Annotated in this window: 10 protein-coding genes and 1 riboswitch; of the genes, 6 read left to right on the plus strand and 4 right to left on the minus strand. The window is 67.8% G+C overall.

The window, feature by feature from the left end; all coding sequences use genetic code 11:
- Nucleotides 1-94 precede the first annotated feature (94 nt).
- Complete coding sequence (ilvD, locus tag BSTEL_RS09885; protein ID WP_084686258.1) at nucleotides 95-1960, minus strand: dihydroxy-acid dehydratase; 1866 nt, start codon at nucleotides 1958-1960, stop codon at nucleotides 95-97.
- 114 nt (nucleotides 1961-2074) lie between these two features.
- Here ilvD and BSTEL_RS09890 point away from each other — a divergent pair, with 114 nt between their 5' ends.
- Nucleotides 2075-3223 carry a glycerate kinase family protein gene (locus tag BSTEL_RS09890; RefSeq protein ID WP_084686259.1) on the plus strand — a complete coding sequence of 383 codons (1149 nt, stop codon included), beginning with the start codon at nucleotides 2075-2077 and terminating at the stop codon, nucleotides 3221-3223.
- 12 nt (nucleotides 3224-3235) lie between these two features.
- Here the strand turns inward: BSTEL_RS09890 and BSTEL_RS09895 are convergent, their stop codons facing one another.
- From BSTEL_RS09895 to BSTEL_RS12930, 3 genes are all read right to left on the minus strand, one after another.
- Nucleotides 3236-3490, minus strand: coding sequence for a DUF6198 family protein (locus BSTEL_RS09895; protein WP_034530039.1), 255 nt, complete (start codon nucleotides 3488-3490; stop codon nucleotides 3236-3238).
- Nucleotides 3491-3616: 126 nt separating this feature from the next.
- Nucleotides 3617-3745: a hypothetical protein gene (locus tag BSTEL_RS12925; protein WP_274518547.1), complete on the minus strand. Its 129-nt coding sequence runs from the start codon at nucleotides 3743-3745 to the stop codon at nucleotides 3617-3619.
- 134 nt (nucleotides 3746-3879) lie between these two features.
- Nucleotides 3880-4008 (minus strand): hypothetical protein, encoded by a 129-nt coding sequence (locus tag BSTEL_RS12930; protein ID WP_274518548.1) that lies wholly within the window; start codon nucleotides 4006-4008, stop codon nucleotides 3880-3882.
- A gap of 494 nt (nucleotides 4009-4502) precedes the next feature.
- On the opposite strand from BSTEL_RS12930, the gene rpoZ reads away from it, so the two are divergent.
- The 5 genes from rpoZ (at nucleotide 4503) to fmt (ending at nucleotide 11142) form a co-directional block, all read left to right on the plus strand.
- Nucleotides 4503-4826 carry a DNA-directed RNA polymerase subunit omega gene (rpoZ, locus tag BSTEL_RS09900; protein WP_051923059.1) on the plus strand — a complete coding sequence of 108 codons (324 nt, stop codon included), beginning with the start codon at nucleotides 4503-4505 and terminating at the stop codon, nucleotides 4824-4826.
- A 226-nt stretch (nucleotides 4827-5052) separates the two neighbouring features.
- A riboswitch (SAM riboswitch) is annotated at nucleotides 5053-5139 on the plus strand.
- Nucleotides 5135-6361 carry a methionine adenosyltransferase gene (gene metK, locus BSTEL_RS09905; RefSeq protein ID WP_034530040.1) on the plus strand — a complete coding sequence of 409 codons (1227 nt, stop codon included), beginning with the start codon at nucleotides 5135-5137 and terminating at the stop codon, nucleotides 6359-6361. (Overlaps the previous riboswitch by 5 nt.)
- 193 nt (nucleotides 6362-6554) lie before the next feature.
- The gene (locus tag BSTEL_RS09910; protein WP_034530041.1) at nucleotides 6555-9050 is read left to right on the plus strand and encodes a primosomal protein N' family DNA-binding protein; all 2496 of its coding nucleotides are present in this window, start codon (nucleotides 6555-6557) and stop codon (nucleotides 9048-9050) included.
- A 242-nt stretch (nucleotides 9051-9292) separates the two neighbouring features.
- Nucleotides 9293-9997, plus strand: a complete 705-nt coding sequence (locus BSTEL_RS09915) for an HAD family hydrolase (RefSeq protein ID WP_034530042.1) — start codon at nucleotides 9293-9295, stop codon at nucleotides 9995-9997.
- A 173-nt stretch (nucleotides 9998-10170) separates the two neighbouring features.
- Nucleotides 10171-11142, plus strand: coding sequence for a methionyl-tRNA formyltransferase (fmt, locus tag BSTEL_RS09920; protein ID WP_034530043.1), 972 nt, complete (start codon nucleotides 10171-10173; stop codon nucleotides 11140-11142).
- Nucleotides 11143-11177: the final 35 nt, after the last annotated feature.

Here is an 11177-nt window from a genome sequence, read left to right on the forward strand (position 1 = left end):
TGAATTGTCGGTTCGACAGTATAGGGGGCGGGGCATAGACGACAGAAGCCGGCGTCCCATGTAGTGGACGCCGGCTTCCGTGTGAGGGTTACGATCAGGCGAGGCCCGAGAGCTTGTTGATAAGCTCCGGGTCGCGCGTGGCGCCCTTATCGGCGGAGCGGGCGAACGCGGCGTAGGCCTTGAGGGCCTGCGAGACCTTGCGGTCGCGGTGCGCCACGTAGCCGTCGCCGGCCTCGAGCTCGCGGCGGCGCTCCGCCAGCTGCTCGTCGGTCAGTTCGACGTTCACGGAACGGGCCTCGATGTCGATGTTGATGATGTCGCCGTTCTTGATGAGCGCCACCGGGCCCTTGTTCGCGGCCTCCGGGGCCATGTGGCCGATGGCCAGACCCGAGGAGCCGCCGGAGTAGCGGCCGTCGGTGAGCATGGCGACCTGCTTGCCGATGCCCTTGCCCTTGACGAAGGAGGTCGGGTACAGCATCTCCTGCATGCCCGGGCCGCCCTTCGGGCCCTCATAGCGGATGACCAGCGCCATGCCGGGCTTCAGCGTGTCGTCGAGGATGACCTTGATGGCCTCCTCCTGGGATTCGACGACGAGCGCCGGTCCGCGGAACTTCCAGATCTCCTGCGGCACGCCGGCGGTCTTGACGACGCAGCCGTCAGGCGCGAGGTTGCCGCGCAGCACGGCGAGGCCGCCCTCGTGAATCTCCGGGTGGTCGATGTCGTGGATCGCGCCGTGCTCGCGGTCGGTGTCGAGCGAGTCGAACAGCGTCTCGTGCGTCCACGGTTCGGGGGAGATGATGTGGCCCGGCGCCGCATGGTAGAGGGTCTTGGCCTCCTCGGTGCAGGTGTCGCGCATGATGTCCCAGTCGTCGAGCTTGGCCTCGAGCGACGGGTAGTCGATCGAATGGACGTCCTTGTGCAGCTTGCCGGCACGGTCGAGCTCGCCGAGGATGCCGCAGATGCCGCCGGCGCGGTGCACGTCGGAGATCTCCCACTTGCCGGACGGGGCGGCCTTGCAGATGCACGGCACGGTGTGCGAGATGCGCTCGATGTCGTCGAGGGTGAAGTCCACGTCCGCGGACTGGGCCATCGCGAGGATGTGCAGCACGGTGTTGGTGGAGCCGCCCATCGCGACGTCCATCGTCATCGCGTTCTCGAACGCGTGCTTGGTGGCGATGGAGCGCGGCAGCACGGAGTCGTCGGAATCCTTGTAGTACTGGTTCGCGATCTTGACGACCTGGCGGGCCGCCTTGCGGAACAGCTCCTTGCGGAAGCCGTGGGAGGCGAGGATCGTGCCGTTGCCGGGCAGGGCGAGGCCGATGGCCTCCGTGAGGCAGTTCATCGAATTGGCGGTGAACATGCCGGCGCAGGAGCCGCAGGTCGGGCAGACGGTCTTCTCGTAGTTGAGCAGGTCCTCCTCGGAGACGTTGTCGTCGGCGGAGGCGTACATCACGGAGATGAGGTCGGTGTTCTTCTTCACGGTGCCGTCGGCGAGGACGGTGGTGCCGGCCTCCATCGGGCCGCCGGAGACGAACACGGTCGGGATGTTGAGGCGCAGGGCGGCCATCAGCATGCCGGGGACGACCTTGTCGCAGTTCGGGATGCAGATCAGGGCGTCGGCGCAGTGCGCGTTGCACTGGTATTCGACGGTGTCCGCGATGATGTCGCGGGAGGGCAGGGAGTAGAGCATGCCGGTGTGGCCCATCGCGATGCCGTCGTCGACGGCCATCGTGTTGAACTCGCGCGGGATGCCGCCCGCTTCCTTGATGGCCTCGGAGACGATGCGGCCGACCTTGTTGAGGTGGACGTGGCCGGGGAGGAATTCGTCGAAGGAGTTGGCGATGGCGATGATGGGCTTCTTGCCCATATCGTCGCCGCTGACGCCTGCGGCACGGTAGAGGGCGCGCGCGCCTGCGAAGACGCGGCCGGACATGAGTTTTGCGGATCGCATTTCAGTCATGGTTCCATTCAAGTCCTTAATCGGGACACGCGTTTTGTCAAGAGTCAATATGTGGAATTCACGAGGATGTTACGTTGATAACGTTCACGCCGCGGGCGGAGTAGGCTGTGAGCCATGACGCGATACCTATGCGCCCCGGACTCCTTCAAGGAGAGCCTGACCGCCATTCAGGCGGCGCAGGCGATGGCACGGGGCATCAAGAACGCGGACCCCGACGCCGAGGTCCGATGCCTGCCGATGGCGGACGGCGGCGAGGGCACCACGCGCGCGCTCGTCGACGCCACCGGCGGCACGATGCGCACCATCGACGCCCACGATCCGCTCGGGCGCCCGGTCAGGGCGGCCTTCGGCATGCTCGGCGACGGCACGACCGCCGTGGTCGAGACCGCCGAGGCCAGCGGCCTGGCGTTGCTCGACCCCGGCGAACGCAATCCGCTCGTCGCCTCCTCGTACGGCACCGGCGAACTCATCCGCGCCGCCCTCGACGCGGGCGCGCGGCGCATCCTCGTCGGACTCGGCGGCTCCGCCACCAACGACGCGGGCGCGGGACTCCTCCAGGCGCTCGGCGTGCGGCTGCTCGACGGATGCGGCCGGGACCTCGAACCCGGCGGCGCGGCGCTCGCCGGCCTCGACCACGTCGACCTGACCGGCCTCGACCCGCGCGTCAGGGACGTCGAGATCGTCGCCGCCTGCGACGTGACCAATCCACTGACCGGCCCCGACGGCGCCAGCGCCGTGTTCGGCCCGCAGAAAGGGGCCTCTGCGGCCGACGTCGCATCGCTCGACAAGGCGCTGACCCGCTTCGCCATCGTCGTGGAACGCCAGCTGGACGCGCCCATCGCCGACCGTCCCGGCGCGGGCGCGGCCGGAGGCATCGGCGCCGCGTTCCTCGCCTTCCTGCACGCGCGCTTCATGCCCGGCGTCGACCTCGTCATCGAACAGTCCGGACTCGATGAGGCCGCGCGATGGGCCGACATCGTGCTCACCGGCGAAGGCTCGATCGACTTCCAGACCAAATTCAGCAAGACACCGGCGGGCGTCGCCAGGACCGCCAAGAAGCACGGCCGCCCGGTCATCGCCGTGGCCGGCCACATCGGCAGGGGTGTCGACGAACTGCGCGAGGTCGGCATCGACGCGGTCTTCGGCATCGCCCCCGGTGCCGCCACGCTCGACGACCTGCTCCGGCATGCCGCCGACAACGTCGCCTTCACAACGGAACAGGTCGTGCGCACGCTGCGTCTCGGCGCGGGCTGGCGAATCTGAACCAGAAGGGGTTCATGCTCGGTAGCGGGACACATATGGCATCGTGACCCCCGATTCTTCACTTTTGCGGAAAAGTGTCGAAATGCACGATTTGAAATTGCGAAAAATGCGGAACAAGCTGATCTGCGGGAACCGGAGCGTCACCACCCACGCGATGCCGGAGATCGGCGAGGTGCCGAGACCGCTTTTGGTGATGAGCGCGATGCCGAACGATTCGACGGCGAGTCCGGAGAGTAGACGGATGAGACGTTTGACGAAATACGGCATGGGAGGCATCCCATGCCGGTAATAGCCGTATATACGAAAGACGGGGGTTCCGGAATCATCCGGAACCCCCGTCTGCTCTTCTCTCTCACACGGTAGCCGGCTCATGCGCGAGCCGGCACGTCAGTTTCAGCGGGCGATCTTCTGAGCGTCGTTGACGATGTCGGAGAGAACCTTGGTGTTGCCCATGGTGTGCTGGGCCATCGTGCTGGCACCGTACATGGCGAGACCGCGAATCATGGAATCCTTGAACGACATAATGTTTTCCTTTCAGGTTCGGTCATGGCCTGAAGCCTATGACCACGTTTGCATTTTTCGGTGTGCGACGCCGCGGCATGTGTTTTGCGTATCGCCGGCGTGCGTCGCGAAGTCTGTAGTTATGAGCGCTGTATTCAGCGGCCGAGCTTGTCGGACTCGTTCACGAGGTCGGAGAGGACCTTGGTGTTGCCCATGGAGTGCTGGGCCATCGTGCTGGCACCGTACATGGCGAGACCGCGAATCATGGAATCCTTGAACGACATATCCATTCCTTTCGTTGGTCAAAGCCCCTTGGTGGCTTTGCTGTTGTTTCCGGTTCCTTTCTGAAACCGGTTTCAGAATAGCGCGCCTTCGCGACCTGCGCAAGGGGGAGTTTTGGATTTCGGCGTGTCGCGTGATGGTTTGCGACGCCAATCACCACAAGTGTCGAACCGGTTCGATGCAAACGTTGGCAAAATACGTGTCCGCGAATCGTTGCCGTCATTGGGTTTTGACGCGTCGTCCATTCCGGGGCCGTCGCCGCCGCGCGGCCGTCGCGGGCGCCGGCGACGGATCGTCGGAATCCGCCGCGCGTCGGCGTGTCGCGGCGTGCGTCGGCATGCGTATGCAGGTCCGTCGTCGCCCGTCGACGATCGACGATGTCCGACGACGGTCGTCACGGCGACGCCCGCCGTACCGGCGCGACGGCGGGGGAGTCCCCGCACCCGGCTATACTCGTTGCGGTTGAGATAGATTTTCCATGGTTTGGAGCATGAATATGGCAGAAGAAACCGAGACCACCGAGGTCAAGGGCAACGAGGAGTTCGGCACCAGCCCCACCCCCGACGGTCTGGCCAGCCCGACGATCGACGATCTCATGGAGCACGCGGACTCCAAGTACGCGCTGGCGGTTTTCGCCGCCAAGCGCGCCCGTCAGATCAACTCCTACTTCACCCAGCTCAACGAGGGCCTGCTGCAGAACGTCGGTCCGCTCGTCGAGTACCAGAACAACGAGAAGCCGCTGTCCATCGCCTTCCGCGAGATCAACGAGGGCCTGCTCGAGGAGACCCTCGGCGAGGACGACCTGACCGAAGGCAACTGACCTTCCCATACCTCCGCCCCGCCGAGTCCCGCATTCCCCGACACTCGCTTGCCCTAAGACGGCGTGTCGTGTAGAACTGGACGACAGGAGCGAACGACCTGAGGCTCGCGCCGACCATCATCCGATGGTTTGGCACGGGCCTTTTTCGTAGCCGTGAGGCTGCGTCCATGGCGCGCATCAGCCGCGTCCGAGCCCGTGCGGTCCCAAAGAAGAAAACAGAACAATCCGTATCATTGTGCCTCGCCTGCGCCGGAAGTCCCTAGGACATCCCGCGGCCCGCGGGGCGATAAGTCCGAAAGAGGGATGATATGACCAACCAGGAGCGCAAGCTCATCTCCGCCGAATCCGTCACCGAAGGCCACCCGGACAAGGTGTGCGACCAGATCTCCGACGAGATTCTCGACGAACTGCTCCGCCAGGATCCGCAGTCCCACGTCGCCGTCGAAACCTCCGCCGCAACCGGCGTGTTCCTCGTGTTCGGCGAGGTGACCTCCGAAGGCTACGTGGACGTCCAGTCCGAGGTGCGCGAGACGCTGCGCCGCATCGGCTACACGTCCTCCGAGGTCGGCCTCGACGCCGACTCCTGCGGCGTGATCGTCGCCATCACCGGCCAGAGCGCCGAAATCAACCAGGGCGTCGCGCGTCTGAGCGGCGAGAAGGAGTCCGCCGCCAGCCGCGAGGAACGCTACGAGGCGCAGGGCGCCGGCGACCAGGGCGTGATGTTCGGCTACGCCACCGACGAGACGGACGTGCTCATGCCGCTGCCCATCTACCTCGCGCATCGTCTCGCCTACCGCCTGACCGAGGTGCGCAAGAGCGGCGAGGTGCCGCACCTGCGCCCGGACGGCAAGACCCAGGTCACCATCGAATACGACGAGAACGACCATCCGCTGCGCGTCGACACCGTGCTCATCTCCACCCAGCACGATCCGGAGGTCACGCAGGAATGGCTGCGCGACCAGCTGAAGGCGCACGTCATCGACCCGATCCTCGACGAGGTGCTCGGCGACGGCGTGGCGCACGACGACTACCGTCAGCTCGTCAACCCGACCGGCTCGTTCGTGCTCGGCGGCCCGGCCGCCGACGCGGGCCTCACCGGCCGCAAGATCATCGTCGACACGTACGGCGGCGCCGCCCACCACGGCGGCGGCGCGTTCAGCGGCAAGGACCCGTCCAAGGTGGACCGTTCCGCCGCCTACGCGACCCGCTGGGTGGCGAAGAACATCGTCGCCGCCGGCCTCGCGCACCGCGTCGAGGTCCAGGTCGCCTACGCGATCGGCGTGGCCGACCCGGTCTCCGTGAACGTCGAGACCTACGGCACCGAGGAGGGCGTGACCCGCGCCCAGATCGTCGCCGCCGTGCGCAAGGTGTTCGACCTGCGCCCCGCCGCGATCATCGACGAGCTTGACCTGAAGCGCCCGATCTACGCGAAGACCGCCGCCTACGGCCACTTCGGCCGCGTCGACGTCGACTTCCCGTGGGAGCGCACCGACAAGGTCGAAGAGCTCAAGGCCGCCGTCGCCGAGCTCGCCTGACCCTCCCATTACCCCGCCACACTCCCATGGTGCGGTAAAACCCCCATGGTGCGGTAGGTGAAAACGGCTTGTTTCCGCGGTTTTACAAAACCTTCAAACCGCACCATGGGGATGAGGGGCGACGCGACACGCCTGACCAGCAAGGACCGGTACATCTGTACCGGTCCTTTTGCGTACCACTACGATGGTGGGCATGACCGGAATGGAAGCGGAACAGCTGGCGCTTGACGGGCTCGCCCCCCGCAAGCGGCGCCGTCGCGCGCCCGCGGCGCACACGCCCGCCGTGCACGACCCGATCGCGCGCGTCGTGCTTGATATCCAAGCCACGCATCTGGGCGGCACCTTCGACTATTACGTCGACGAGAAGGACGCCGATGCCGCCCGTCCCGGCGCGCTTGTGCGCGTCCGGTTCGGCGGCCAATGCGTCAACGGCGTGATCTGGGAGCGCGCCGCGTCCTCGGACGTGCCGCGCTCCTCCCTGCGCTACTTGGAACACGTGCTCGGCGGCGACATCCTCGTCCCCGCCGCCATGCGCCGCGACATCACGCTCATCGCCGACGCGTACGGCGGCACGCGCGCCAACATCCTGCGCCTCACCGTGCCGCCTCGCGTCGCCAAGGTCGAACAGGAGCAGCGTCTCGTCGCCGGATTCGCCGGTCGCACCTCGGCATCGGGGGACGCGCACGTGCCGGAGGATGTCGCCGCACGCGTCGACGCCTGCTATGACCGCATCGCCGCCCAGTACGATGCGGGCGTGCGCGACCTGCGCGACGCGCTGCACGCCCGCGCCTTCCGTTCGTTCGTCTTCGACCCGCTGCCCGGCGTCGGCCAGGCCGCACGCGCACTCGCGTGGATGGCCGCCGAATCGCTGACGGCCGGGCATGCGGCCGTCGTCGTCCTGCCCGGCATGAAGGAGACCCGCGACGTGCTCGACGCGTTGGGCGCGCTCGGCTTCGCGCCGTTCGGGCCCGGTCGCGTCGGCGCCGGAACCGGCGGCTGGACCGGCGACGTCGCCATCCTCAGCGCCGAAATGCCGCCCGTCGACCGCTACCGCGCCTACCTCGCCGTCGCCACCGGGCAGGTGAAATGCGTGATCGGACCGCGCGCCGCCATGTACGCGCCCATCGACGGACCGGGACTGTTCGCCATCATGGACGACATCGCCTACCAGCAGGCCGACGGCATGATGCCGTACGCGCATGCGCGCGGCGTACTCAGATTGCGCGCGCAGGCGCATGGCGGCGTGTTCGTCGCGCTCGCCAACGCGCGCAGCCCGTTGAGCCAGATGGAGGCCGTGGGGATTCCCGGCGTGCCGCGGCGCGCCGTCACGACCGCGGTGAGCGGGCCGTCCACACCCGTCCGCCCGCTACCCACCGTGCTCAGGGACGCCATGCCATGGGTGCGATGGCTCAACCGTGAAGAGCTCGCGCGCCTCGCCGACCCGTCCATCGGCGCGCGCGTGCCGCACGTCGCCGTCGGCAACATCCGCGAGGCGTTGCGCTCCGGTCCCGTCCTGTTCTCCATCCCCTCCGACGGCGTGTCGGAGGCGTTGAGCTGCGCGAACCCGAAATGCCTGCGGCAGGCGCGATGCCGCCGATGCACCGGGCCGCTGCAACGCGTGAACGGCAATCCGGTGCCGCGCTGCCGCTGGTGCGGCGCGGCCGCCTCGAACTGGACGTGCCCGCACTGCCATGGTGAACGGCTGCGCGTCGTGCGCGTCGGCGCGGCCGGCACCGCCGACGAACTGCGCGGCCTGTTCCGCGGCGTGCCCGTCCTGCTGTCGTCGCCCAGCCAGCCGGGCGGCGTGATCGGCGAGATCGACTACCGTCCGGTGATCGTCATCGCGACGCCCGGCGCGGAACCGCGCGTGCGTGCGCCGCAAGGCGACGGATCATGGGACGATGCGCCGGGCACCATACGGAACGGCGAAGACGGACATGACCGGGGGAGCGGCACACCCCGATACGTCCCCTACGCGGCCGTCGCGATCCTCGACGCGTGGACGAGCCTGTATGCGCCGGGACTGGACGCGCGCGTGGACACTCTCGCCGCGTGGATGCGCGCCGTCTCCCTGTGCGCGCCGCGCGAACAGGGCGGTCAGGCGCTGCTGCTCGGTGAGACCGATCCGGCCATCGCGCAGTCGCTGATGCTCTGGGATTCCTCGATGCTCGCCTCACGTGAACTCGCCGAACGCTACGAGACCGGCATGCCGCCGGTCGTCTCCGTCGCCTGCGTGTGGGGCCGACGCGACGCCGTCGACTACGCGCTGCGCGCCGTCGGTGCGGCGATCGGCGGCGACATGGCCGTCTGCCCGCTGCCGCAGGGCGTCGGCGTCGTGCCGGGCGGCGTCGTGCCCGATGACGGCACGTCGGGGACCGGCGTGTCGGGTGACGGCGGCACGTCGGGCGGTGCCATATCGGGTGATGACGGCGTGTCATTGATGGCCGACGTGACGCCGCAGGCTCCGGAACTGCCCGGCGTGCTCGGCCCGGTGCCGATTCCACAGCCGCGAACCGTGGACGCGCGCGAACTCGAAGTGACCGCCGACCGTGTGCGCGCCGTCATCCGCGTGCCGCACGTGCGGCGCGAGGAGCTCGCCGAACGGTTGCGCACCGCGGTCGCACGCCACGTGGCCGCCCGCGAACCCGGCGAACTGCGCTTCCAACTCGACAGAAAGGACCTGATCTAACGGGCGCCCCTACTTCCGCCCCGCCGCGAATCACGCGGGCGTCCTCCCTCTGCCCCGCGGGGAATCATGCGAGTGTTTCCACCTCCGCCCCCGCCGGCGGGGGCTCCCGCGAAGCGGGTGGGGGTGGTTCCATACGCGAATCCCGCATCCGCATCCACCGTCCCGCACGCATGGGAACATGATGGCGGCGACGGGCGCACCCCGCCCGCGGAAACATACGGACACGAACGTAAGGAGACGCGATGAAGGGTTGGCCGGGAGAACCGGAAATGGACTACGACGTGCTGGTGGCCGACGGCGAGGCCGCGGCGAACGCGGGCAAACCGATCACCGACGTCATCTTCGACTTCGGCAACGTGCTCATCTACTGGAATCCGGCGGCCGTGCTCATCCCGCGCTACAGCCAGAAGACCATCGACGAGTTCCTCGACAACGACGTTTCCGGCTTCTACGATGCGAACGACCGTATGGACGGCGGCGCCACCCCCGAGGAGGGCGTCGCGTGGATGCGCGAGACCCACGGCGACAAGTGGGCCGACATCCTCAAGTACTATCTCGACAACTTCGAGGATTCGCTCGTCGGCGTCGTACCCGGCGCGCGCGTGCTCATCAACGATCTCAAAGCCGCGGGAATCGGCGTGTGGGGCCTGTCCAACTGGGAGAAGGAGCTGTTCCCGATCGCCGAGAAGGCCACGCCGATCCTCCAACAGCTCGACGGCAAGGTCGTCTCCGGCTACGTGAAGCTGCGCAAGCCGCACAAGGACATCTACGAGCGCGCGTTGCAGGAGTTCGGCATCCCCGCCGACGGCGCCGTGTTCATCGACGACAAGGCGATGAACATCGTCGGCGCGAACGCCGCCGGCATCCGCGGCGTCCGTTTCAAGGACCCGGTCAAGCTGCGCGAACTGCTCATCGCCAACGGTGTGAACATCCCCGCCCTCCAGTAGCGCGTCTCCGCTCGACAATATGTCTCTGCTCCTTGAGGAAGTTTCCTCCCTCCGGCGGCGGAGACCACAGTATGTTTCTGCTCCCCCTTGAGGGGGAGCTGTCGGCGTAGCCGACTGAGGGGGTGTCCCCAGACATCCCATATCCACCCCATCGAAAGGAATCCCACCACTCCATGCTCAAACTGCTGTTCGCCGGCACGCCCGACGTGGCCGTGCCGTCCCTCAAGGCGTTCGCCGCCGACCCGCGCTTCGAAGTCGCGGCCGTGCTCACCCGCCCCGACGCGCCCACCGGCCGCGGCCGCAAGCTGAAGCCCAGCCCGGTCAAGGCGGCCGCGCTCGAACTCGGCATCCCCGTCATCGACGCGAAGCCGCGCGACCCCGGCTTCCTCGACACGTTGAAGTCGCTGGACGTGGACATCGCCGCCGTCATCGCGTACGGCAACATCCTCCCCGCCGACGTGCTGGACGCCGTACCGCTCGGCTGGTACAACCTGCACTTCTCCAACCTGCCCGCATGGCGCGGCGCCGCTCCCGTGCAGCGCGCCATCTGGGCGGGCGACGCGACCACCGGCGCCGACGTGTTCAAAGTGGGCGTCGGACTGGACGACGGTCCCGTCATCGCGACGATGAGCGTGGAGCTCACCGGCCGCGAGACCTCCGGCGAACTGCTCGACCGACTCGCCGAGGAGGGTGCGCCCATGTACGTGGACGCGCTCGCACGCGTGGGGGAGGGGACCGCGGTCTACACGCCGCAGCCGGCCGACGGCTTCACGTACGCGCACAAGATCACCGTCGAGGACGCGCGCATCGACTTCACGAAGCCGCTTGAGGAGATCGACCGCCAGATTCGCGCCTGCACGCCGCACCCCGGCGCATGGTGCGCACTGCACGCGGGCGGCGACGCCGGCGATGCCGAGCCGCTCACCCTGCACATCCTGCGCGCCCAGCCGGCCGACCCCCAGAACCCGAACACGCCCACATCGCTCGAACCGGGCGAACTCAAGACTGGCAAGCGTAACGTGTGGGTCGGCACCGGCACCACGCCGCTCGAGCTCACCGAAGTCAAGGTGCAGGGCAAGAAGGCCATGCGCGCCGCCGATTGGGCGCGCGGCGCCCGCCTCGCCTCCGGCGCCCGCCTCGCCTAACGCCGCCGCATCACCCCCCCTATGCGCGATTGTTG

It is taken from the genome of Bifidobacterium stellenboschense (genome assembly GCF_000741785.1).
Classification (GTDB): domain Bacteria; phylum Actinomycetota; class Actinomycetes; order Actinomycetales; family Bifidobacteriaceae; genus Bifidobacterium; species Bifidobacterium stellenboschense.

Coding starts and splice junctions, on each gene's coding strand:
- BSTEL_RS09910 (WP_034530041.1), top strand. CDS start 6,555: ATGACCGGAATGGAAGCGGAACAGCTGGCGCTTGACGGGCTCGCCCCC.
- metK (WP_034530040.1), top strand. CDS start 5,135: ATGACCAACCAGGAGCGCAAGCTCATCTCCGCCGAATCCGTCACCGAA.
- BSTEL_RS09890 (WP_084686259.1), top strand. CDS start 2,075: ATGACGCGATACCTATGCGCCCCGGACTCCTTCAAGGAGAGCCTGACC.
- fmt (WP_034530043.1), top strand. CDS start 10,171: ATGCTCAAACTGCTGTTCGCCGGCACGCCCGACGTGGCCGTGCCGTCC.
- rpoZ (WP_051923059.1), top strand. CDS start 4,503: ATGGCAGAAGAAACCGAGACCACCGAGGTCAAGGGCAACGAGGAGTTC.
- BSTEL_RS09895 (WP_034530039.1), bottom strand. CDS start 3,490: ATGCCGTATTTCGTCAAACGTCTCATCCGTCTACTCTCCGGACTCGCC.
- BSTEL_RS12930 (WP_274518548.1), bottom strand. CDS start 4,008: ATGTCGTTCAAGGATTCCATGATTCGCGGTCTCGCCATGTACGGTGCC.
- ilvD (WP_084686258.1), bottom strand. CDS start 1,960: ATGACTGAAATGCGATCCGCAAAACTCATGTCCGGCCGCGTCTTCGCA.
- BSTEL_RS09915 (WP_034530042.1), top strand. CDS start 9,293: ATGAAGGGTTGGCCGGGAGAACCGGAAATGGACTACGACGTGCTGGTG.
- BSTEL_RS12925 (WP_274518547.1), bottom strand. CDS start 3,745: ATGTCGTTCAAGGATTCCATGATTCGCGGTCTCGCCATGTACGGTGCC.